The following is a 21,563-nucleotide window of genomic DNA, read 5'->3' as shown; positions in this document are numbered from 1 at the left end:
TATGGCGCGTGCTGCTCTCACCCCCGCCCCGCTCGGCGGCACCGGCGTCCTCCTCCAGGACATCGACACCGCCGCCGAACTCACCGACGGCAACAGCTTCCCGTGGCGGAAGGGCCGTCGCCTGTACGTCGCGAACGGCGACGACGCATCCCTCACCGTCACGATCCCGACCCCGGGCACGGTCGGCGCTCAGGCTCTCTCGATCGGCGACGCGACGTTCACCATCGGCGCCGGCAAGTCCTGGCTCAGCCCGGAGCTGGGCCAGGAGTACCGGCAGTCCGACGGATCCGTGCACTTCAACTACTCGGGAACCACGCCAACGAACATCATGGTCGCGGCGCTCGACCTCTGATCGCGCGGGCAGGCGGCTGGCACTGGAGGGGAGCCGGCTACCTGCCCGCGTACCAACGGACGGTGAGGAGGGGCGATGGCGCACGCAACCGCCGAGGAGTATGAGGACTACACCGGGGAGTCCCCGCCTGCGGACATCGGGCTCCGGCTCACCCGGGCGTCTCGGCTCGTTAACCGGGCCACCATCACCGCCCAGTACGACGTCGACGAGAACGACATCGCCACCGACCCGAAGATCCTGACCGCCTTCAGGGAGGCCACCATCGAGCAGGTCGCCGCCTGGGTCACCTCCGGCACGGAGGACGGCACCGGGGCCGCCCCCGTCTACCAGGACGTGCAGATCGGCTCTGTCCGGCTGGGTCGTGGGGCCACCAGCGGCGGGGCGGCCGGTGGAGGCTCGGCCGCCGACCGCCTCGCCCCCCAAGCCCGCATGGTCCTGGAGGAGGCTGGGCTGCTCGGCCAGGCCCCCCGAACGTATCCGGCGAGGTGCCCGTGAGCGCGCTCCCCGACGAGCTGCTCGTCCACACCGTGCTCGTCGAGCCCGCGCAAGGTGAGGGCCCGTTCGGCATGGAGTACGGCGAGCAGGTCCCTGTCCGCTGCTTCGTCGACGACAAGCGGCGCCTCGTCCGGGCCGCGACCGGCGCGGAGGTCGTCTCTGAGAGCACGTTCTACGCGCCGCTCGACACCGTGTGCCCCGTCGACTCCCGGGTCACCGTCAACGGCCGCACCACCACCGTCCTGGCTTCGTCCCGGCGGGACGGCGGCGGCCTTCCGGTCCCCGACCATCTCGAAGTCGCACTCCAGTGAGGAGGTGCTCATGCCGCAGCGCGCCGAGCTGAAGATGAACCTCGGCAAGATCCTGAAGTCCGAGCGTGAGGGCGCAGTCAAGGGGCTCCAGGTCGCTGTCGAGCACCTCCTACAGGTATCCCGTGAGCAGGTGCCACATGAAGAAGGCACCTTGGAGCGCTCTGGAGACCCGGACGAGCGCCCGGGCGCTGCGAGCGTGGACGAAGGGGAGTTGCGCGCGGCCGTCTCCTTCGACACTCCATATGCGGTTCGCCAGCACGAAGAGCTGACCTGGCAGCACGACGACGGCCGCAAGGCGAAATACCTCGAAGATCCGATGAACTCCGAGCAGAGCACGATGCGCGATCTCATCGCCGCGGAGATCCGGCGGTCCCTCCGGTGACGCTCCTGGAAGAGTTCGCGCAGCTCGCCGCAGACCTTGGCCTCGGCACCTACCCGGGCAGCATCTTCCTCACGAAGATGCCGACCGCTCCGGATACCTGCCTGGTGGTCGCCCGCTACGGCGGCCCCGAATCGTCCCTGGGCGACGACTACGACGAGCCCAGCATCCAGGTGCGGGCGCGCGGGCCCGCGACCGACGTCCGCGTCGCCGAGCGCAAAGCCGAAGACGTCTACACCGCATTCAACGGTCTCGGCCGCCGCTACCTGGCTGACGGCACGTGGCTACAGCTCATGGTCGGCAACCAGGCAGGCCCCATCTTCATCGGCGTCGACCAGAACGGTCGCCCGGAGTTCACCGTCAACCTCCGCGCCGAAGTGCGCCGGACCAGCACGAACAGGAGCTGAACAGTATGGCTCAGGCGAAGGTCAACGCCCGGGACCTCATCGTCGAGGTGCTCGACGATGACGACACCACGTGGCACCGCATCGAGAACCTCAAGAACGCGACCCGCAACCCCGGCGAGAACGAGGCGGTCGCTGAGACGACCGACTTCGACAGCGAGGGCGCCTACGAGGAGGAGGTGATGCAGCGCGGATCGTCCCTCACCCTCGTTGGCGACGAGATGGAGGACGACGCGACCGGCGCGGTTCCGGTCGGCCGGGCCCGCATCGAAGCGCTGGCCGGCGAGGACGCGTTGGGCTCCGACAGCGTCGGCAAGATCCGGTTCCGGTACCCGACGCACACGAACTGGAAGGTGTGGAACTGCACCGTACGTCTCACCGGGACGGGCGGCGACACCAACGTCAAGTCGGCGTGGGGTGCGACGATCCGTAAGTGCGGTAAGACCACTCTGGTGGCGGTGAGCTGACGTGACGATCTCCGAGCCGATCGACCACGACGACCTGAACGACGCTGGCTTCGACCAAGAGCGAGCCCTCGGCTACATCGACGACGAGGAAACTCAGTCCTGGGACTCCTTCTGGTCGGAAATCCAGGCCGAGGAAGCCACCGAGCGCGGCGAGCAGGCCACCGAGGTCATTCGCGGTGTCACCGTCGCCATCCCCCACGACCTGCCTCTGCGCTTCGACCGCCGCCTGGAGCAGCTCTCCGGCTCCAGCACGGGCGAAAGCGTCAAGACCCTGGTGGCGGACCTGTTCGGCGACGACGTCCTGGAGCAGTGGATCAACGCCGGGATGACGCAGCTGGAGTTCCGCGTCGTGCTCATGTGGGGCATCGCCCACGGCCGCGGCAAGCCATTCAGTTTCCGTGAGGCGTACGACATCGTCCGGGAGCAGAACCAGGGAAAAGCGAAGCCGGACTCGACGCCCACGAGCAGCAAGTCCGCCGGTTCTGGTGGGCGATCGAAGCGGACTTCCGCCGCGAATACCGGCTCACGCCAGGCGAGATCGCGGACCTGAACCACCGGCAGTTCACCGTCCTCCTGGTCGGCCTGTCCCGCGATTCCGTGTACCGGCTCGCGGTCGCGAACTACGTCCCCGAACTGACCTCCGAGCAGGCTGAGGCCGCGATCGACACATGGTGAGAGGCAGGTGACCTCTCGTGTCTCTCACCATTGGCGAGCTGGTCGGTTTCATCGACCTGGAGGACAAGGGCTTCGCGGCGGGGCTGGCAGGTGCGGGCCGGGACATGTCCCAGCTGCAGTCGAAGACCTCCTCCTCGATGGCGTCGATGGAGTCTTCGGTCGTCAAGAGCCTCGCGGAGATCGAGAAGTCCATCAGCGACGGCCTCGATCCCACCGAAGCGATCCGGGACCTCGACCGGCTGGAGCGCGAACTCGACGCCGGGCTGGACGAAATGCTGGCCGAGGCCGACCGGTTCGCCGCCGAGCTGGAGGCGACGATCGACGAGGCGTTCGACCGGCTCGACGACGACGCCCAGCAGTCCGGGAAGCGCGCGGGTGACGAGCTCGTCGACGGCCTGCGCGCCGGGGTGCGTGACGCTGAGCGGGTAGCGCGCGACGCGGGCGAGGACGCGGGTGATTCCTTCGGCGACGGCGTCGAGTCCGAGGGCCGCGGCCGCATGTCCGGCGTCGGCGACACCCTCATGTCCGGGCTGAAGAGTGCCGGCATCGGGCTCGCCCTGGCGGCCGGGGCCGCGATCGGTGCGGCGCTTGTGTCGGGCATCCAAGGAGCCCTGGAGAAGGAATCCCTCGTCGCGAAGCTCGGCGCGCAGATCGGCGCGTCCGAGGCGGAGATGGGGCGGCTCGGCAAGGTCGCCGGATCCGTTTACGCCGACGGGTACGGCGAAGGCCTCGGCGACGTCACCGAGGCGATCCGTGGCCTGGTGCAGAACGTCGACGGCATCCGAGAGGCCAGCGATGAGGCACTCGGCAGCATGTCCAAAAGAGCGCTGGACACGGCGACGATCCTGGATGAGGACGTCTCCAAGGTCACCCGCTCCATCGCGAAGATCCTCAAAACCGACCTGGCCAGCAGCGCCGACGAAGCGTTCGACATCCTCGTCCGCGGCGCCCAGCTCGGCGGCAACGAAGCCGAAGACCTCCTCGACACCTACAGCGAGTACTCCACCCAGTTCCGAACCCTGGGCCTGTCCGGGCAGCAGGCCATGGGCCTCATCGTCCAAGGCCTCCAGGCCGGGGCGCGGGACGCCGACGTCGTCGCCGACGCGATCAAAGAATTCACGATCGAGGCCGTTCAGGGCGGCGACCGGGTCCGCGGCGGCTTCAAATCCTTGGGGCTGGACGCTGACGAGATGGTCGGCAAGTTCGCCAAGGGCGGGCCGACCGCGGCGAAAGCCTTCGATCTGGTGCTCGACAAGCTCCGCAACATCGAGGATCCGGCCAAGCGGAACGCGGTCGCGGTCGAGCTGTTCGGCACGAAAGCGGAAGATCTTGGTCAGGCCTTGTTCGCGCTGGACCCGTCAGCCGCGGTCGCGAAGCTGGGCGACGTCGGCGGGGCCGCACAGAAGGCCGGCGACACCCTGCACGACACCGCAGAAAACAAGCTCACGTCCTTCAAGCGGTCGCTGGAGACGAACGTCGTCGACTTTCTCGGCGGGACGGTCATCCCGGCTGTGGAGACCTTCGCGGACGACTTTTCCCGCGGCTTCGAGCTCACAGGGGTCTCCGAGAAGGTGCAGGAGTGGAGAGACGAGCTCGGCGAAATCTGGGATTCGATTGTCGCCGACGTCCAGGAATGGGTGGCCGCGAACGGCGAGATGATTGACGAGTGGAAGGGAAAACTCGAAGAGGGTTTTGAATCCGCGAAGACGACCGTCGATGACGCCTTGGCCCTCATCAAGGAATTGTGGGACGAGTACGGTGACGACGTCATCGAAACCGTCACCTGGCTGGTCGACACTTTCCTCAATATTTGGAACACCTTCTGGGGTGTCGTTGGTGGTGCCGTAAAAGTCGCGAAAGGCATCCTGACCGGTGATTTCGAGGAAATAAAAGAAGGGCTCACTCAGATCTGGGATTCCCTCTGGCAGGGAATCGAGGACCAGATCACCAGCACCCTCGATCTGGTCAAAAAAATCGCGTCGGAAACCTGGAACAATCTGAAGAAAGACGCCGAGGCAGCCTGGGATCGACTGTCAAAAGCGGTCTCGGACAAAATTGATGAAGTCGTACGCGATGTAAAAAACCTTAAAACCGGTATCGAAACCGTTTTCGCCAGTGCGAAAACCTGGCTTCTGCAGGCCGGAAAAGATTTGATCCTCGGCTTCATTAATGGCATTAATGCCATGGCGCAAGAGGTCGTTGACACCGTTTCGGGCATTTCGAAAAAAATGGTGGATGCGGCGAAACGGGTCATCGATTCTCACTCGCCGTCGCGGGTGTTTGATCAGATTGGCCGTTGGACGATGCAGGGCCTGATCCAGGGCCTCACTGCAGAAGGCGCGAACGTCACCTCCACGGTCGAGAAGATGGTCACCGACATCAAGAAGGCTTTCGAGTCACGGCCCGATGTGGCTGACGGGCTGATCGATTTCGTCAAGGTCGGCAACAAGAACCTCGAGGATCTCGCTCTGCAGCGTCAGGCGCTTGTCCAGGCCCTGGCGGACGCCAAGGAAATGGCTAAGCGTGTCGCGGGCACCGCACAGGAGTGGGCGGACATTACCGGGTTGAAGCCGGAGGACATCACCGGCGCCGGGGACATGGCGTCCGAACTCCAGGGGAAAGCCCGCGCGATCAACGATTTCGCGAATAACATCCAAACCCTCGCCAAGCGTGGCCTGAATAAGAAAATCATTCAGGACATCATTGACGCCGGGGTGGAGAAGGGCGCTTCTTTCGCGGAAATGCTGGTTGGCTCCGACGGTTCGGAAATCAAAGCCTTGAATAAGGCGCAGGCTGCTGTGGACAAGGCGTCCAAAAAACTCGGCAAGGCCAGCGCGGATGCCATGTACGACGTCGGCAAAAAGTCGGGCGAGGGATATCTGAAGGGGCTCGAAGCGAGCCTCAAGGATCTCGATAAGGAAATGAAGAAGATCGTCGATGCCCTGGTGAAGGCGATCAAGAAGGAACTGAAGATCAAGTCTCCGTCGCAGGTGATGGCGGAGATCGGCCAGTTCACCATGGCGGGCTATATCGAGGGCATCCAGTCCATGGAGTCCAGCACCCTGGCGGCGATGACCGGCCTCGTCGGCAAGGCGGTTTCCGCGACGTCGGACGCGGCGATCGGCTCCGTGGGTAAGGCGGCGACGTCCACCATCGGCAAGCAGCAGATCCTGAATGCCACGTCGGGCACTGCGGGCGTGGCGTTCGATGGTCCGCTCTACGGCGGGCCGAAAGCCGGCGCCCAGGCCGCGCCTCCGGCTGGCGTCACCGTCAACGTCGACATGTCCGGCTCCACCATCCGCGACCCCGTCGACGTGGCCCGGGTCGGCCAAGAGTTCGGTTACGAGCTCGCAGTCCTCAGCTGACAGAGAGGTGAACCATGCCCCACAACCCCGAGACGGACGGCACGTTCGGCGCGTACCTGCGTGGCGGTGCTCCGCTCGGCGGCCGCGGCCCGGACGTCATCGTCGACGAGCCGACCTGGCGCACCCGCGACCAGATCGACGAGGGCCGCACCCCGGAGGGCGGCAAGTACAAGGCGACCACGGACGGCAACGGCCACACGGTCACCGAGGAAACCACGCCGAGCGGCCATCAGCGCAAGCACGTCAAGATCCGGATCCGGAGCGGAAGATAGGAGCGCTGGCGAGTGGCGATCACGCGCAGTTTCCAGTTCGTCTGGCCCCAGGTGCAGCTCTATAACGGCGAGCTCACTCTCGACTATGGGGACACCACCCCGGGGGCGTGGATGGGCGCCCTGTGGACTGGCGCCGTCACTCCCCTCCCCAGCCAGGCCACCCCCACCTACGGGGTCGCGCCGTGGGACTCCGGCGAGGTGAGCGGGTCCGCGCCCGGATACGACACCGGCGGCGTGCCGTTGGATGTCATCAGCTTCGGCGAGCTCGCCGGCACCCCGGGCAAGTCGGCGTGGCTCGTCGACCCGATCCTGCTGACCGAGGCGACCCTGTCCGCGGAGGGCCTCCTCGTCTACCGGTCGTCTGACGACCTGGCCGTCGCGCTCTTCGCGTTCGGCGGCCTCTACGACAGCTCCGACGGGGACTTCGAGATCGAGCCGGATCCCGTCGAGGGGCTGCTCAGGCGTTCCCACCTCGGCCCCACCTTCTGACCCGACCCGACCCGACTTCGCCCCCGCCCTCGGTGGGGGCTTTCGCATGCAAGGAGAGTGAGCCGGTGTCGAGCAGGTACACCGTGGAGACCAACGGCGACATCGCCCTGAGCGCGGCGACCGCGAAGACCATCATGAACGCGATCAACGGCAGCAACAGCGTGACCAGGCTGATCGAGCTGGGAGTGTTCGCCGATGGCACGACCGCGAACGCCGAGCCTCTCACCATCGAGCTGTGCAAGAGCACCCAGGCCGGTGCGGGCTCGAACACGGGCCACACGATGGCGCAGTCCGGCGGGCCGACCCGCACCGCGCAGGGCACCGCCGCGAGGAACTACACGGCCGAGCCGACCGTCCTCACCGTGATCAAACGCTGGCTGATCCATCCGGCGGGCGGTGGCCTGCTGCTGCAGGGACCACAGGGACGGGAGATCGCCGAGCAGATCGCCAGCGCCCAGGGACTCGCCGTGCGCTGCACCGCCCCAGCGGGCGTGAACGTGCAGGGCTACATGGAAGTGGAGGAAGGTTGATGGCGATGGTGACGCTGCACTGGCGGTGGAAGGACAGCGACGAGCACGACGAGCGTAAGGCGCCGTACGCCAGCCTCGACGACGCCCAGGCGCAGGCCGACCACGACCTGGCGCTGTGCGTGGAGTCCGATGACTACTCCTCGGCGCCGGTGCGGATCGAGAACGGCGAGGGCGTCGCGGTGTGGACGGCGCCCATCCCTGATGGCCGGTGACCAGCCCGCAGATTCGCGGCTCGGCGACGACCGCGAACTCCACCAGCACCTCCTACAGCTGCAACAAGCCGACAGGGGTTGTGCAGGACGATCTGATGCTGATGCTGCAGTTCGCCGACGTCGGCATCGGCACCATCACCAGCGGATGGACACAACTGCAGGCGCTGACCACCGCAGACCTCAGATCCCGGGTCGGGATGAAAGTCGCCGGCGGCAGCGAGGGCGCGAACTACGCGCTGACGCAGACCAGCGGATCGGACGGCGGAGCCATCATCCTGGCCCTGTCCGACATCCTCGCCGGACAGACCCCGGTGTCCGACACCTCTACCGCCGGATCCGGCGCCACCATCACCACTCCCTCTGTCACCCCGCTCGGCGGCGACGACTTCGAGATTCGGTTCGTGGCCGCGCTGGCCGTCACCTCCTTCACGGCGCCCGGAGGGTGGACTGAGCGGGCGGACGTCGCGTCAGGATCCGCCTGTGCAGGCACGTGCGCCACCCGTGTCCTGTCCTCCTCGGGCGCGACCGGGACGGCGAACTTCACCGCGAACACGACGGCCATCGACCGGCACGGCTACACCATCACCGTCTCCGGCAAGCCTGACGCCTCCGGGCGGCGCCTGCTGGTCGCATCGTCCGTGGCCGTGCACCGCGGCACCTGGTAGAGAGGGGCGGTAGCGCATGGCGCGTCTTGGCTTCCGGGCACCGTTCCGGCCCTCCCTGCTGCCCCGGCGCCGGTTCAGCATCCCCGCGCGCGTCGTGCTTCCTCCGCTGGAGGATGCCGACGAGTTCCCCGCGCTGTCCATCTCCACGCCGAACGCGCGCGTCGTGCTTCCTCCGCTGGAGGACGTCGACGAGTTCCCCGCCCTGTCGATCAGCTGGGGCCGCCACTTCGTCCTGCCGGTGCTGGAGGATGCCGACGAGTTCCCCGCGATCCGGGTGGACACGCCGATCCTGCCCGGGGACGCCATGGACGGCAGCCCCGGACAGCTGGAATGGAACGGCTTCCTCCTCGGGAGGACGACCCCGTATCGGTGGATCGGCCTGCGTGGCTGGCGGGAACGGCCGCCCAACACCGCGCAGAACGTGCCTGAACCATCCAGCCACGGCACGTTGGCGGTGCGCCCCCTGCTGGATCAGCGCACCATCCAGTGGACCAGCAGAATCCGGGCGCCCCGAGACGAGATCGAGGCGGTCGTCGACGCGCTCGCCCAGGCCACCCCGACCCTGGAGACCGCCGAGGAGTGGCCGCTGGTTATCAACGATCTGGGCACCCCGTACCTGGTCATGGCACAGATCAGCCGCCCCGGCCTGGAAGTCGTTGACCAGCTGCTCCGCCTCGGCCACGGCAAGTTGGTCATGGAGTGGATCTGCCCCGATCCCCGCAAGTACAGCTTGAGCAGGACCGGCGTGAATCTGCCGGTCGGTCAGACCACGGTCTTGCTGAACGCCGGGAATGCGTCCTCGCCCCCGCTCATCCGCATCCCTGGGCCCGCGGCGAACCCCAGCCTGCTCAACACGGCGCTGAACCGCCAGCTCGGGTTCAACTTGACGGTCGACGAGGGTGAGCAGCTGGTCATCGACCCGAAGAAGAAAACCGCGTACATCGGGACGGACATCGTGATCGGTGACCGGACGCTCAGCAGCGTGCCGATCCCCGCCTGGGTGCTCGGCCGCGGCGCGAATCCGATCCTCTACACCACGACGAGCGGCGGCGGCACGGACGCGATCGCCCTGTATCGGGACGCGTGGACATGGTGAGCGGAGGTGCGCGGTGACCGCTCAGGTGAGGAGTCACAGCGTCGCCTCCGGCAACGGCCAGGCGGTCGCGGACAGGCCTTCAGGGGTCAGGGGCGGCGACCAGCTGTGGGCCATCCACTTCGTATTCGGCGTCAACGAGCTCGGCGACATGACCGCGCCGCCCGGGTGGGCGCCAGCCCCGAACGGGAGCCTGCAGGCCGAGATCCTCGCCATGCGTATCTGGCGGCGCAACGCGGGCGGCGCCGAACCTGGTAACTACGTGTTCGGTCATGCTGGTGAGGGCATCGTCCACGTGATCGCTGTGAAGGATGCTTCCACCACGATCAGCGCGCGTATCACGGCCATGCAGGGCGTCGACACCGTGGTACCCACCCCAGCCGTGCCCCCGGCGTCCCCGGCCACCGTGGAGATCCGCGCCGCCTGCGTCTACACCTACCCGGGCACTGTCACCTGGCAGACCCCGGCCGGGTACACCAGCCGCGGCCAGGTGCAGGCGGCGGATCTCTTCAGCTCGGCCGCCGCGTCCCGCACGGTCAACTCCTCCAGCTCCGGCCAGCAGACGTTCACCCTGTCGCCGGTCGACAACCGGTTCGGCGTCGGCGTCAGCATCTCGATCGCGTCGGCGGAGGTGGCGCCGGACCCCGACCCGCCACCGCCGTACTCTCCGGGTGTCGGTGACGCCCTCTACACCTACTCGTTCACCCGGCTGCTCGACCGCTCCTACCTGGGTGACCTCGACCTCACCGGCGTGTCCTTTGAAAAGCGGATCAACCGCGCCGGACAGATCAACAGCGGGCCCTTCAGCGGGCGGATCGCAATCACCTCGCCTGAGGTGAGTAACCTCGTCAACCTCGTCGTTCCCCGCGACCCGCTCGACCTCACCCGCGGCCCCGGGGTGATCTGCTGCGACATCCTGCGCGGCGGCGACCCAGCCGGCCAGTACTGGATCATCGGCGCCACCGTCTCCAAGACCCGGCGCGGCGTCCCGGTGCTCGAACTCAGAGGGTTGGAGATCGACGCGTACTGGGCATTCGTTGAGCTGCAGGAGGCGATCGGCGAGCTCGGCGGCGACCGCGAGGACATCGCCCGGGAACTGCTGTACCACCTCGCCTCGCAGCCACACGCGAACCTCGGCCTGGTCCTGCAAGCCGGTTCCTCCGGCAGCGCGGTGAACCGCACGTACACCGATGAGGCGCAGCGCACCTACGCCGCGCACCTCGCCGAGCTCACCGAGGGGGTCGACGGGTTCGAGCACGTCGTGGACATCGTCGCCGGGCCGGGCGGGCTGGAGCGGCACTGGCGGCACGGCGCACCGCTCGGCGACCCAGACGCCAAGCACAGCGTGGTGGAGTCGCCAGAGGGCGGCGACATCCTCGACTGGAAGTTCGAGATCGCGCCGCTTCGCAACGCCACCCGATGGCGGGCGCGCGGTGACGCCCCATCGGGTGACGCCTCTACCACCGCGGTCCCGCTCGTCTCGACCGTTCACGAGTCGACGGCGCACCTGAACGCGGGGTGGCCGAGGATCGACCGCACGGTGGACCGGCCCGGGGTGCTGGATGTGGAAACGCTGGAGGACTACGCGGCTCGGTGGGCAGCCACTTCGAGCGGCGCGGTGCGCATCTGGACCATCACCATCCTGGCCGGGGAGAAGTCGACGATCACCATGAACTCCATGGGTGACGGCATCGGAGTCTCGATGATCAACGAGTATTTTCCGCAGGTTGGGAGCGGCTCCGGATATGAGGCGCGTCAGCGGATGCTCGGTATCAAGGTGATCCCTGTCGGGCGCGAGAACGGTGCCGACGAGTTCGAACTGATCCTGGCGGAACCTCAGGTGGTGGAGTAATGGACGGCCTACCAGCGAGCGGGCTGCGCGACATCCGGGAGCTGCAGCGCGGCCTCACCGAGGCGCAGCGGAACGCAGCCACCGGCCGGGAGCTCACTGAGGCGACGAAGGGCTGGATCCTGCGGGCCATGCCTACGCCGGACGTGACCAAGCTCGAAGCCGGGGACGTGTGGATCTACGCCGAGGAGGGCACCGGCCTGCTCCGCGCGCTCAGCCAGGACAACGACATCCCCTTGGTGGAGTTCGTTCGGGGCGCCGCAGTGGCGGATCCTGCGTTCCCGTTGACCAACGCCACCGCTTCGTACAACCAGGGGCAGGCGCAGACGGTCGTCGACACCGTCGAAAACCTCTACAACGCGTTCATGGATCTGAAGTCGTCGCTGGAGAACGCGAACCACATCGCGTCCTGACCCCTGAACTGCCGTCCGCGCGTGCGGGTTGAATGCGCCCCCAAGGGAGGCGCGCGGACGGCACCCCTCACCTGCGATGACACATCCGTCATCGACCGATCCCGGCTTTGAGCTGGGAAAACACACCTACCGACCGGCCCGTGTGACGGATGACAGTTTTTCTCCCAGTGCACCGCTATACGCGTACGCGCGCGCCTGCATGGCGTTCATACGGAGCCAAGCGTCACATCTGTCATCCGTCACGGGCTGGTCGTTCATCTTGACCTTGGAGGCCTGCGTGCCCGACATCCTCGCCATCAGCATCGCCTTGGCCGTCCTGGCCGGAGGCGGCGCTGTCGTCGTCAAGCTCCTCGCTCTGATCAAGAAGGGCGGCGACATCCTCGACGACTGGAGAGGCGAGCCCGGCCGCCCGGGTGTCCCGGCCCGCCCTGGGGTGATGGCCCGGCTGGAGGCGATTGAGGCGCAGCTGAAACCGAATGGCGGTCATTCCACGAGGGATGTGGTGAACCGGGTGGAGCAGTCCGTGCGCCGCGTGGAGGACACGCTCGGGGTGGCGCTCGGTGAGCGAAGGGAGGACTGATCATGGCCAGGATGCCCCAGGCAGTTTGGAAGCCCATCCCCATCAACTTCACGGCCGGCGGGCAGGTCGAGGTGCGTGGTGTGGTGCTGCACATCATGGCCGGAACGCTGCCGGGCAGCGACGCGTGGTTCCGCAACCCGAAGGCTCAGGCCTCATCGCACTTCGGCACCGGCCGCGGCGGGCAGCTCGTCCAGTGGGTCGACACGAAGGACAAGGCGTGGACGCAGGGCACGGGCAACCGGTCCTGGATCAGCATTGAGAACGAGGGCAAGGGCGGCGACGAGCTCACAATCCACCAGCTGGAAAGGTGCGCCCAGATCCTGGCCTGGGCCCACGCTGAGCACGGTGTCCCGCTGCAGGTGACTTCGGATCCGGATGGGCGGGGCCTGGGCCATCACGCGATGGGCGGCAAGGCGTGGGGCGGCCACTCGATGTGTCCCGGCAGCCGGATCATTCTGCAGAAGCCTGAGATCGTCCGTAGGGCTCGGATCATCGCTGGGCAGGAGTCCGGGCCGGTGCCGTGGCCGGGACGTCTCCTGCGCTACCAGACGGGCGTGCCGCTCATGTACGGCCAGGACGTCCGCACCTGGCAGGCCGCGCTCACCGCGGCGAAGTTCCCGGTGAAGATCGACGGCTACTTCGGCTCGAAGACCCGCACCGCAACCCGGGCGTTCCAGCGCGATGAGCGGCTGGTGGACGACGGGATCGTCGGCCCGGTCACGTGGCGCGCAGGCGTCCAGAAGTAACCCCCTTATCCGTGGCCGCCGTCCTGGTGGCCCTGACCTCTCCGGAGGCATGCATCATGCAGATCTCGAAGTACTGGAAGAGCGTCCTGGCCACGCTCGGCGCCACCATCGTCGCGGCCGAGGCCATCGTCGACGACGCCGTGGTGACCGACAACGAGTGGGTGAACCTCGGCATCGCGATCTTCACCGCCGTGGGCGTGTACCTGGTGCCGAACAGGGAGGCGAAGGAGAACGGTCACCCGGGCGCGCACGCTGGCCGGGACCTGCACGGCCTGTAAACCCAGTTCACGACATACCCCCGCTCGCCTCCTCCGGGAGGTGGGCGGGGGCGTTTTCGTCATTCCCCGGCCTGCTCCTGAGGCTTCACGAACGTGCCGCGTCCCTGCACCGCGACCACCAGGCCCTCCTCGCGCAGGATCGCGACGGCCTTGCGCACGCTGTCGCGGCCGAGGTCGTGGATCTGCATGAGCCGGGATTCGGCGGGGATGGCTCGGCCTGGCGGGAGTTCTCCGGAGGCGATCTGGGCGCGCAGCAGGTTGGCGAGCTGCCGGTAGACGGGGACGGCGCCGTCGTGGTCGATCGTCATAGCCACGGAAATTAGATGTCCGCCGTCATGGCCCTTCGACCGCCCACGTCTGCAAACAGGTGCAGACGTCTGGCAACCTTTAGCGTACTGTGGTGCATGAGGGTCGCTTAAAGTGACGGCCCCGGCAGGCGCTGTAACGCCGTACCGGGGCCTTGATCAGGAATGAGGTCCTGACCCATGGATCAGCGTACGACCACAAGCACGCCCCCGCTGACCGACGACGAAGCGGCGACGCTCGCCCGGGTGATCGGCCACGCCTTCCCCAGGTGGGCGGTGTGGGAGTTGAACGGTCACTGGTATGCGGCGGGCCCGTACCCGAACAGCATGTGCTCGCGCACCCTGCACGCTGACGGGCCGGGGAATCTGTGCCGCCAGCTCGACCACTGCGAGCAGCTCCCCCTGCAGAAGGCGCCGCTATGACGCCCGACCCCCACTGCCAGGCATGCGGGACACCGCTCGACAGGCTGTGGAGCCTCTACGTCGGCAACTACTGGGGGGCCCGCGAGCTGCAGTACATCAGCGGCCGAGCCATCGATGTTGGGAAATGCCCTGCGGCGCGAGGGGTCTTCGGTCTCAAGGCGCACACTCCGCCTTCCTGATCTTCCGTCCCGGCGCAGACTCCTGGCGAAGCCTCGGCTCGGGAGGCGGGACGGAACGCGGCGCCCCCAGACCTGGAGGGGACTGGGGGCGCCGTTCCATGTCTCTTGCGCGGCTGCGCGCGTGGGGGTGCCACGAAAAAAGTTGATCTTGCCGCCACGGGTGCCACCCCAGGCGCCACGAAGGGGTGCCACACCCCGTGGCACCCCTCCTGACCTGTAACCCCCTCACACGTGGCACCCCCACCCCTCCGCGAGGGTGCCACCCCCGCTACACCTCGGGCCGCTCCGGCATCAGGTACCGCTGCTCCCCGTCGTCATAGCCCAGCACCCCGGCGTCGACGAGCTTCTTCAGGTTCTTCTGCGCCCAGGCCCGGCTCATGTCCGTGCTCTCCCACAGAGGCCTCAGGTCCCGTGTGGCGAAGTCCCGGCCCCCTGCGTCCCACAGCTCCTGAAGACGGGCGAGGAGGGCTGCTCCGCGCTCCGCAGCCGTCATCTCAACCGCAGGCGGCGCGAACTCCCACGGCGGATCCCCCTCCGGCAGATCCGGGATCTCGTCGTCGAGCCCACCCGTGATCTCTGGGTCCGGATCGTCGATGCTCTGGTACTCGGCGGCCACGTCCTCCACCTCCTCTTCCTCCTGGTCGTCGTCGCTCTCGAGGTGCTCCACCTCGGAGAGGCGGGCCAGAGCCGCAGTGCCCTCGTCAACCTGCTTCGCCGAGGCCGGCCACTGGGCGGCGTGTGCGCGCATCGCCTCGTTAGCCCGCTCGTCGTCGAACTCTCCGGCCGCGTCGATGCCCCAGGCGTAGGTGCGTTGCGGCATCGCGATCCGCGCCTCGGAGATGCTCGGAGCGTCCAGGTACGCCATGCCGGGCTGCTTGTTCGACCAGATCTCCGGGCGGGCGCCCGCGTCCTGCTGCGACTCCGACAACCCGAAGGCGGCGTCGGCGCCGGACTCCACGCCGAAGCACAGCTTCGCGAGCTGCCCCCGGGCGAGGGTCGGCATCTGGGTGTAGTCGGAGCGCTGCAGGCTCAGCACGACGGTGCCGCCTGCGGACCTGATGGCCTTGAGTAGGCTCAGGAAGGCGTCCATCTCCTTGTCTGTCAGCAGGTCGAGGATGTCGGGGCACTCCTCCAGCCACAGCACCCAGTAGGTGAGGCCGCACCCTTCCTTCCACTTCTGCAGGCCCATGGCGGCGAGCTGGTCGGTGCGCTCCTTGACCTGCGCCTGCATCTCCCGGATCAGCGCCTTCGCCCCGGCCTTGCTCGTCTCGAAGCGGTGCAGCGCCTGCGCGAGTGGGCCGAGCGTCTGCTCTCCCTTCGTGACGTCGATCGCGAACACCGCGGCGTCGTAGCGGGTGACGATCTCGGCGATGTAGTTCCACGCCCCGCCGATGCTTTTGCCGGATCCGGTCTGCCCCATGATCTGCACGTGGTGGCCGACGATGATGTGCGCCACCTCGTCGAGGTCCTGCCACAATCCGGTTCGTAGCGCCTGCGCGATCGACGCCCCGGGCCGGGATGGTCCTGGCCACGGGATCGGCTTCTTCATGACGCGCGGGTCCGAAATGGTGATGTGCGCCTTGCTCGCGTCGTCGGGGTCGATCGAGGCAGTGATGGATCCGGGCGGCAGCGGGATCCCCGACTCGATGTAGGGCACCTTGCGCTGTAGGTCTTCGGCGGTCTGCTTGCCCTGCTCCAGCTGCACCACGCCTTCCACCTTGTGCTCGGTCGCGTTCGTGGTCTTGGCTTCGATCGCCAGGCCCGCCCGCTCCGCGCCCTGTCCGAAGAGCGCGGTGAGCGGGTCGGCGGCGACCGCGGCGACGTCGACGCCCTTCAAACGGATGATCGTCCTGATGTTCCAGGTGAGGGCGAGGGTGAGACCGCCGATCAGCGCGAGCCGCCCGGTGACTACCGTCAGCGGCCCGTTGATCGTGGCCGCGGTCACCCACAGCCCGGACAGCAGCATCGTGACCGTGGTGTGGGTACGCCCCCACACTCCCCGGGCGTGCGACTGACCGTAGGTGACTCCGGTGAGGATGAGCACGGCCGCGGCGAGGAGGAACATCGTCCACGCGACCACCTGCGGGTCGTCAGAGGCGAGGATGGCGTGGAACGCGGATCCGACGCCGAACGTCAGCGTCCCGACCACCCAGGGCGCGGACAGGGTGACGAGCTTCGACACCTCCTTCGCCGCGACCTTCGACATCGACGATTCGTGGTCGACGGTGGCGAGCTCCTTCGTGCTCGCACGGCCGGCCATCACACGTCATCCCAGCGGAACTCCGAGCGCTTCTCCGGCTTGGCCTGCGGCAGGATGTCGACGAACTCCTTACGGAACTGGGCGTGGAACTTCACCAGCTCCACCCCGGCACCGCGCTGCAGCTCAGCGGCGCGCTGCAGGCGGCGAACCACGCGGCGAGCCCGGAGGCGAACATCAGGGGCGCCCAGGAGGGCGAGGACCGGGTTGCCCTTGAAGCTGCGGATGAGGACCGCGTACAGCTCGTCAGCGCCCAGGTTGAATTCCTCGCCGAGGTCGCGGGCGAGAGCGCGGCCGACCTTCGCGTAGTCGGTGATCGCGCGGGGCCCCTCCCACGGGATGTTGGACAGCTCGGGGATCCGGGACCGGCCCGGACGGTCCGTACTCACAGCTCGTCCTCCTGGCCGTCGATGACGTCGCCCTCGTGGACGTGGTTTTTGCCGGTGCGGTACGCGTCGCCGACCACCTGGGCGAAGTCGGCGACGTTGTAGCGGATGGGTCGGGTGCCGGCGACGGCGGCGAGGAAGTCGTCGACGGCGGTGAGGAGGAGTCGGGCGACGGCGCGGAGGCCTGCCCAGGCGCTCGGTTCGGGGCGGCTCACGCGGGGTCTCCCTTCAGGGCGTCGCGGACGGCGCTGGCGGGGCCGGTGCCGCATCCGAGCGCCTGCCGGATCCGGGTTGCGCTGGGCTGCTCCGGGAGCTCCCCAGCTGCGATCAGAGCTCGTGCGCGGGCAGTGAGAGCGTCGACGTTTGCCCTGTACGATCCGCCAGTAGCCCCCCTACCGGTAGGGCCGCCGTGGTCGAGGCTGGAGAACGCGGCGAGGATGATCGGTAGTGCAGTGACGATGGCTACTGTGACGATCGGTCCGAGCATGTGCAGCATGAGCTGAGACACGCTGAACTCTTCGAAGCTCGGTACCGCCAGGTGCGGCCAGGCGTTCATGCTGAGGGTCAGGGCGAGGAACAGCCACTCGATCCGGACCAGGGTGGGTGAGTCGATGGGTTGGCCGTTGGCGCTGGCGTAGGCGCGAGCACCGACGACGACCATCAGGGCGAGCGACAGGAACGGCTCGACGAGCCACGCGATGATCCATGTGGGTGTCCAGGGGTTGGCTCCATCTGCCGCGAAGCGCTGGACGCCGACGGTGGACCAGGCGAGTGCGAGTGCGAGCGCGACCATGGCGCCGGTGACGAGGAGGCGCCGCATCCGCGAGGCCTGCCAGGCGCGCATGGTGGGGTCCTGGGCGAGCTGGTGGAGGCGCGCAGCTTCCCCGGCCTGCTTGCGGCGCTTGCGGACCTTGACGGTGTCGAGCAGGAGCGGCGTGTCGTCTTCCTGCAGCTGCGCGAGGAGGTGCGCTTCGGCGACCTCGGCGCGGAGCTGGCGGACTCTCTTCGTCTCGCCGAGGGTGGTGTCGACGACGGGGGCGGCCGGGGTGGCGTTGGCGAGGAGTTCGAGTTCGGCGAGGCCGCGGGCGACGTCGTCGGGTGCGGGCTCGGGGTTGGGGGTGGTGGTGCTCATCGGGCGTTCACCGCCTGGTGGACGTCACAGGCGGGGGTTGGCGCAAGTACGGGCGTACCCGTAGGGTTCAGCATGGCGAGGACTCCAAGGTCTAGTTGGTGTCTGAGCTGGTAGAAGGCCTCGTCCGGTTGGCGCCGGACGGGGCTTTCTGCGTTATGGGGGATGTCAGGTTGCGGGGGCCGGTGCAGGTGGATCTGCACCGACCCGTGCCGTCATCATGCCACGGCTGCTACACCCTGCTCCATGGGTACACAGGTGTACTCATGTGTACATCCGCGTCAGGGGGTGCCGGTGTGGGCCTCTAGGGTGCGGTTTCATGATCGAACTTCGCGCCGATCTGCCGAAGTGGCAGCAGGTCGTCAAGGTGATCCGGACGCGCATCGAGACCGGCGAACTGCCCCCGGGCGGCAAGATCACCGAACGTGGCCTCATCGAGGAGTTCGAGGTAGCCGGCGGCACCGCGCGGAAAGCGATCAAGGCGCTTCGCGAGGCGGGGCTGATCTACACGCGTGTCAATCTGGGGTCGTTCGTCGGCCCAGAACCTGACGATGACGACAGCTGATTTTGCTGTGTTAATTTTCTGCGGCACTGTCCGCACATGTCCGCGCTGACCTGGGTACTCTGGGCTTTCCACACTGTCACCGACTGCGTAATTGCGCTTTACCGGGATTTCACCGCCGTGACAGGACGTGGCGGCGCGGACACCGCGCCATTTTTTATCCTGACAAATCAGCAAATTTCGTGATATTCACTTCGGAACGCGTCGGTATACCCGCAGGAAAGGGGACACCGATGGCCGCTTCTCCCCCGTTCGTACGATCCGCACCACCTGGAAACCAGCACGACATCGACGTGCAACATCATGGAAACCGCCGGTTCCTATGGTCCGGGAATGCGGCTCACACCACACGAGCAGGAACGCCTGCTCATCCACGTCGCCGCCGGTCTCGCCCGCGACCGCAGGTCACGGGGCCTCCGGCTCAACCACCCCGAGGCCACCGCGATCATCGCGTCCTTCCTCATGGAGGGCGCCAGAGACGGGCGCACCGTCGCCGAGCTGATGGACGCGGGCCGCAAGGTGCTCTCCCGCGACGACGTCATGGAGGGGGTGCCCGAGATGCTGTCGTCGGTCCAGATCGAGGCCACCTTCCCCGACGGCACCAAGCTCGTCACCGTCCACCACCCGATCCCGTGAGCCCCGGCCGATCTCATGAGAGCCCACGACTTTCCGCCGGCCCCTCACATCCCAGGAACGGTGAGCGCCGATGACACCCGGTGAGATCCAGTACGGCGACGCGCCCGTCCCGCTCAACCCGGGCCGCGAGCGCGTCACCGTCCGCGTCGTCAACACCGCCGACCGGCCGATCCAGGTCGGCTCGCACTACCACTTCGCCGCCTGCAATCCCGGCCTGGAGTTCGACCGCGAGGCGGCCTGGGGCACCAGGCTCGACGTCCCCGCCGGCACGGCGGTGCGGTTCGAGCCCGGTGTGGAGCGCGACGTGACCCTCGTACCGATCGGCGGACTGCGGATCGTCCCCGGCCTCCGCCCCGAGTGGGCCGGACCTCTCGACGGGAGCCCCGGTGTTCATTGAACGATCGCGCTACGCCGCGCTCTACGGCCCCACCACCGGCGACCGGGTCAGGCTGGCCGACACCGACCTGTTCATCGAGGTCACCGAGGACCTGTCGATGGGCCCTTCGGGAGCGGGTGACGAGGCCGTCTTCGGCGGCGGCAAGGTCATCAGGGAGTCGATGGGCCAGGCCAGGACCACCAGGGCCGAGGGTTCGCCCGACCTGGTGATCACCGGCGCGGTGATCCTCGACCACTGGGGCGTGGTGAAGGCCGACATCGGGATCGGCGACGGCCGCATCGTCGCGATCGGCAAGGCGGGAAACCCCGACACCATGGACGGCGTCCACCCCGACCTGGTCATCGGCCCCTCGACCGAGATCCTCGCGGGCAACGGGAAGATCCTGACCGCCGGGGCGATCGACTCCCACGTCCACCTGATCTGCCCGCAGATCCTCGACGAGGCCCTCGCCGCGGGGGTGACCACCATCGTGGGCGGCGGCACGGGACCCGCCGAGGGCACCAAGGCCACCACCGTCACCGGCACCTGGTACCTCGCGCGGATGCTGGAGTCGCTCGACTCCTACCCGATCAACGTCGCGCTGCTCGGCAAGGGCAACACGGTCAGCCGCGAAGGGCTGCTCGAACAGCTACGCGCCGGGGCCTCGGGGTTCAAGCTGCACGAGGACTGGGGCACCACCCCCGCCGCGATCGACGCCTGCCTCTCGGTCGCCGACGACACCGGCACCCAGGTCACGATCCACACCGACACCCTCAACGAGGCCGGGTTCGTGGAGTCGACGCTCGCGGCGATCGGCGACCGGATGATCCACGCGTACCACACCGAGGGGGCGGGCGGCGGCCACGCGCCGGACATCATCCGGGTCGCCTCCTACGGCAACATCCTGCCGTCCTCGACGAACCCGACCCGCCCGCACACCGTCAACACGCTCGACGAGCACCTCGACATGCTGATGGTCTGCCACCACCTCAACCCGTCCATCCCCGAGGACCTGGCGTTCGCCGAGTCCCGGATCCGGCCGTCCACGATGGCGGCCGAGGACATCCTGCACGACATGGGCGCGATCTCGATGATCGGCTCGGACTCCCAGGCGATGGGCCGGGTGGGCGAGACGATCATCCGCACCTGGCAGACCGCGCACGTGATGAAGCGCCGCCGGGGCGCGCTTCCCGGTGACGGCCCCGCCGACAACCTCCGCGCCCGGCGCTACGTCGCCAAATACACGATCTGCCCGGCCGTGGCCCACGGCCTGGACGGCGAGGTCGGCTCGGTGGAGGTCGGCAAGCTGGCCGACCTCGTCCTGTGGGACCCGGCCTTCTTCGGCGTCAAACCGGACCTGGTGGTCAAGGGTGGTGTCATCGCGTACGCCCAGATGGGTGACGCCAACGCCTCCATCCCGACCCCGCAGCCGGTCATGCCGCGCCCGATGTTCGGCGCCGCCCCGCTCACCGCCGCCGCCACGTCGGTCCACTTCGTCGCCCCCCTCGCGATCGAGGACGGCCTCGCCGACCGGCTCGCCGTACGCAGGCGCCTGCTGCCTGTCGCCGACGTGCGTCGCAGAGGCAAGGAGAGCATGCCGCTCAACGACGCGATGCCCAGGATCGACGTCCATCCCGACACCTTCGCCGTCAGCGTCGACGGCGAGGTGATCGAACCCGCCCCCGCCGAGACCCTGCCCATGACCCAGCGCTATTTCCTGTTCTGACCAGTTCTT

31 protein-coding genes are annotated in these 21,563 nt (G+C 67.8%); 26 read left to right on the top strand and 5 right to left on the bottom strand.

Going from position 1 to position 21,563, the window contains the following annotated elements; all coding sequences use genetic code 11:
* Position 1: 1 nt before the first annotated feature.
* The 19 genes from ABZ664_RS01200 to ABZ664_RS01110 all read left to right on the top strand — a co-directional run bounded on the left by ABZ664_RS01200 (position 2) and on the right by ABZ664_RS01110 (position 13,575).
* Positions 2 to 352 carry a hypothetical protein gene (locus ABZ664_RS01200; protein WP_362501424.1) on the top strand — a complete coding sequence of 117 codons (351 nt, stop codon included), beginning with the start codon at positions 2 to 4 and terminating at the stop codon, positions 350 to 352.
* Between the two features lie 75 nt (positions 353 to 427).
* A complete protein-coding gene (locus tag ABZ664_RS01195) occupies positions 428 to 847 on the top strand; it encodes a hypothetical protein (RefSeq protein WP_362501422.1) in 420 nt (139 codons plus the stop codon).
* Entirely contained in the window at positions 844 to 1,158 is a 315-nt protein-coding gene (locus ABZ664_RS01190; RefSeq protein ID WP_362501420.1) for a hypothetical protein, read from the top strand. Before ABZ664_RS01195 ends, ABZ664_RS01190 begins: the two co-directional genes overlap by 4 nt.
* A gap of 10 nt (positions 1,159 to 1,168) precedes the next feature.
* Positions 1,169 to 1,540, top strand: a complete 372-nt coding sequence (locus tag ABZ664_RS01185) for a hypothetical protein (RefSeq protein WP_362501418.1) — start codon at positions 1,169 to 1,171, stop codon at positions 1,538 to 1,540.
* The gene (locus ABZ664_RS01180; RefSeq protein WP_362501416.1) at positions 1,537 to 1,944 is read left to right on the top strand and encodes a minor capsid protein; all 408 of its coding nucleotides are present in this window, start codon (positions 1,537 to 1,539) and stop codon (positions 1,942 to 1,944) included. Before ABZ664_RS01185 ends, ABZ664_RS01180 begins: the two co-directional genes overlap by 4 nt.
* Before the next feature lie 5 nt (positions 1,945 to 1,949).
* Positions 1,950 to 2,408, top strand: a complete 459-nt coding sequence (locus ABZ664_RS01175) for a hypothetical protein (RefSeq protein WP_362501414.1) — start codon at positions 1,950 to 1,952, stop codon at positions 2,406 to 2,408.
* A 1-nt stretch (position 2,409) separates the two neighbouring features.
* A complete protein-coding gene (locus ABZ664_RS01170) occupies positions 2,410 to 2,958 on the top strand; it encodes a hypothetical protein (RefSeq protein ID WP_362501412.1) in 549 nt (182 codons plus the stop codon).
* Between the two features lie 142 nt (positions 2,959 to 3,100).
* The gene (locus tag ABZ664_RS01165; RefSeq protein ID WP_362501410.1) at positions 3,101 to 6,448 is read left to right on the top strand and encodes a phage tail tape measure protein; all 3,348 of its coding nucleotides are present in this window, start codon (positions 3,101 to 3,103) and stop codon (positions 6,446 to 6,448) included.
* Between the two features lie 14 nt (positions 6,449 to 6,462).
* Positions 6,463 to 6,720, top strand: a complete 258-nt coding sequence (locus ABZ664_RS01160; RefSeq protein WP_362501408.1) for a hypothetical protein — start codon at positions 6,463 to 6,465, stop codon at positions 6,718 to 6,720.
* Positions 6,721 to 6,732: 12 nt separating this feature from the next.
* Positions 6,733 to 7,209, top strand: a complete 477-nt coding sequence (locus ABZ664_RS01155; protein ID WP_362501406.1) for a hypothetical protein — start codon at positions 6,733 to 6,735, stop codon at positions 7,207 to 7,209.
* A 65-nt stretch (positions 7,210 to 7,274) separates the two neighbouring features.
* Positions 7,275 to 7,739, top strand: a complete 465-nt coding sequence (locus ABZ664_RS01150) for a hypothetical protein (protein ID WP_362501404.1) — start codon at positions 7,275 to 7,277, stop codon at positions 7,737 to 7,739.
* Positions 7,739 to 7,951, top strand: a complete 213-nt coding sequence (locus ABZ664_RS01145) for a hypothetical protein (RefSeq protein WP_362501402.1) — start codon at positions 7,739 to 7,741, stop codon at positions 7,949 to 7,951. Before ABZ664_RS01150 ends, ABZ664_RS01145 begins: the two co-directional genes overlap by 1 nt.
* Positions 7,948 to 8,616: a hypothetical protein gene (locus ABZ664_RS01140; RefSeq protein WP_362501400.1), complete on the top strand. Its 669-nt coding sequence runs from the start codon at positions 7,948 to 7,950 to the stop codon at positions 8,614 to 8,616. The genes ABZ664_RS01145 and ABZ664_RS01140 overlap by 4 nt, the downstream gene beginning before the upstream one ends.
* Positions 8,617 to 8,632: 16 nt before the next feature.
* Positions 8,633 to 9,712: a hypothetical protein gene (locus ABZ664_RS01135; protein WP_362501398.1), complete on the top strand. Its 1,080-nt coding sequence runs from the start codon at positions 8,633 to 8,635 to the stop codon at positions 9,710 to 9,712.
* Between the two features lie 13 nt (positions 9,713 to 9,725).
* Positions 9,726 to 11,561 carry a hypothetical protein gene (locus ABZ664_RS01130; RefSeq protein ID WP_362501396.1) on the top strand — a complete coding sequence of 612 codons (1,836 nt, stop codon included), beginning with the start codon at positions 9,726 to 9,728 and terminating at the stop codon, positions 11,559 to 11,561.
* Positions 11,561 to 11,971, top strand: a complete 411-nt coding sequence (locus tag ABZ664_RS01125) for a hypothetical protein (RefSeq protein WP_362501394.1) — start codon at positions 11,561 to 11,563, stop codon at positions 11,969 to 11,971. The genes ABZ664_RS01130 and ABZ664_RS01125 overlap by 1 nt, the downstream gene beginning before the upstream one ends.
* A 277-nt stretch (positions 11,972 to 12,248) precedes the next feature.
* The gene (locus ABZ664_RS01120) at positions 12,249 to 12,551 is read left to right on the top strand and encodes a hypothetical protein (protein WP_362501392.1); all 303 of its coding nucleotides are present in this window, start codon (positions 12,249 to 12,251) and stop codon (positions 12,549 to 12,551) included.
* Positions 12,552 to 12,562: 11 nt separating this feature from the next.
* Positions 12,563 to 13,297 carry an N-acetylmuramoyl-L-alanine amidase gene (locus ABZ664_RS01115; protein ID WP_362501390.1) on the top strand — a complete coding sequence of 245 codons (735 nt, stop codon included), beginning with the start codon at positions 12,563 to 12,565 and terminating at the stop codon, positions 13,295 to 13,297.
* A gap of 56 nt (positions 13,298 to 13,353) precedes the next feature.
* A complete protein-coding gene (locus tag ABZ664_RS01110) occupies positions 13,354 to 13,575 on the top strand; it encodes a hypothetical protein (protein WP_362501388.1) in 222 nt (73 codons plus the stop codon).
* Between the two features lie 59 nt (positions 13,576 to 13,634).
* Here the strand turns inward: ABZ664_RS01110 and ABZ664_RS01105 are convergent, their stop codons facing one another.
* Complete coding sequence (locus ABZ664_RS01105) at positions 13,635 to 13,883, bottom strand: winged helix-turn-helix domain-containing protein (protein WP_362501386.1); 249 nt, start codon at positions 13,881 to 13,883, stop codon at positions 13,635 to 13,637.
* Between the two features lie 177 nt (positions 13,884 to 14,060).
* Here ABZ664_RS01105 and ABZ664_RS01100 point away from each other — a divergent pair, with 177 nt between their 5' ends.
* A complete protein-coding gene (locus ABZ664_RS01100; protein ID WP_362501384.1) occupies positions 14,061 to 14,303 on the top strand; it encodes a hypothetical protein in 243 nt (80 codons plus the stop codon).
* Positions 14,300 to 14,482: a hypothetical protein gene (locus ABZ664_RS01095; RefSeq protein ID WP_362501382.1), complete on the top strand. Its 183-nt coding sequence runs from the start codon at positions 14,300 to 14,302 to the stop codon at positions 14,480 to 14,482. The genes ABZ664_RS01100 and ABZ664_RS01095 overlap by 4 nt, the downstream gene beginning before the upstream one ends.
* A 268-nt stretch (positions 14,483 to 14,750) precedes the next feature.
* Here ABZ664_RS01095 and ABZ664_RS01090 read toward each other — a convergent pair whose 3' ends face one another.
* The 4 genes from ABZ664_RS01090 to ABZ664_RS01075 are packed head-to-tail and all read right to left on the bottom strand — an operon-like array spanning position 14,751 to position 18,257.
* The gene (locus ABZ664_RS01090) at positions 14,751 to 16,742 is read right to left on the bottom strand and encodes a hypothetical protein (protein WP_362501380.1); all 1,992 of its coding nucleotides are present in this window, start codon (positions 16,740 to 16,742) and stop codon (positions 14,751 to 14,753) included.
* On the bottom strand, positions 16,742 to 17,128 hold the full coding sequence (locus ABZ664_RS01085; RefSeq protein WP_362501378.1) for a hypothetical protein: 387 nt from the start codon (positions 17,126 to 17,128) through the stop codon (positions 16,742 to 16,744). The genes ABZ664_RS01090 and ABZ664_RS01085 overlap by 1 nt, the downstream gene beginning before the upstream one ends.
* Positions 17,125 to 17,340: a hypothetical protein gene (locus ABZ664_RS01080; protein WP_362501376.1), complete on the bottom strand. Its 216-nt coding sequence runs from the start codon at positions 17,338 to 17,340 to the stop codon at positions 17,125 to 17,127. Before ABZ664_RS01080 ends, ABZ664_RS01085 begins: the two co-directional genes overlap by 4 nt.
* Positions 17,337 to 18,257, bottom strand: coding sequence for a hypothetical protein (locus ABZ664_RS01075; RefSeq protein ID WP_362501374.1), 921 nt, complete (start codon positions 18,255 to 18,257; stop codon positions 17,337 to 17,339). Before ABZ664_RS01075 ends, ABZ664_RS01080 begins: the two co-directional genes overlap by 4 nt.
* A 316-nt stretch (positions 18,258 to 18,573) precedes the next feature.
* Here ABZ664_RS01075 and ABZ664_RS01070 point away from each other — a divergent pair, with 316 nt between their 5' ends.
* From ABZ664_RS01070 to ABZ664_RS01050, 5 genes are all read left to right on the top strand, one after another.
* Positions 18,574 to 18,819: a winged helix-turn-helix domain-containing protein gene (locus ABZ664_RS01070; protein WP_362501372.1), complete on the top strand. Its 246-nt coding sequence runs from the start codon at positions 18,574 to 18,576 to the stop codon at positions 18,817 to 18,819.
* A 36-nt stretch (positions 18,820 to 18,855) separates the two neighbouring features.
* Positions 18,856 to 19,002: a hypothetical protein gene (locus ABZ664_RS01065; RefSeq protein WP_362501370.1), complete on the top strand. Its 147-nt coding sequence runs from the start codon at positions 18,856 to 18,858 to the stop codon at positions 19,000 to 19,002.
* A 147-nt stretch (positions 19,003 to 19,149) separates the two neighbouring features.
* Entirely contained in the window at positions 19,150 to 19,452 is a 303-nt protein-coding gene (locus tag ABZ664_RS01060) for an urease subunit gamma (protein ID WP_362501368.1), read from the top strand.
* Positions 19,453 to 19,522: 70 nt separating this feature from the next.
* A complete protein-coding gene (locus tag ABZ664_RS01055) occupies positions 19,523 to 19,849 on the top strand; it encodes an urease subunit beta (RefSeq protein WP_362501366.1) in 327 nt (108 codons plus the stop codon).
* Positions 19,839 to 21,554 carry an urease subunit alpha gene (locus ABZ664_RS01050; protein WP_362501364.1) on the top strand — a complete coding sequence of 572 codons (1,716 nt, stop codon included), beginning with the start codon at positions 19,839 to 19,841 and terminating at the stop codon, positions 21,552 to 21,554. Before ABZ664_RS01055 ends, ABZ664_RS01050 begins: the two co-directional genes overlap by 11 nt.
* The last annotated feature ends 9 nt before the right edge of the window (positions 21,555 to 21,563 follow it).

Source organism: Streptosporangium sp. NPDC006930 (assembly GCF_040635605.1).
Taxonomy (GTDB): domain Bacteria; phylum Actinomycetota; class Actinomycetes; order Streptosporangiales; family Streptosporangiaceae; genus Streptosporangium.
Note: the sequence above shows the minus strand (reverse complement) of the source record. Positions and strands in the feature narration are given on the sequence as shown.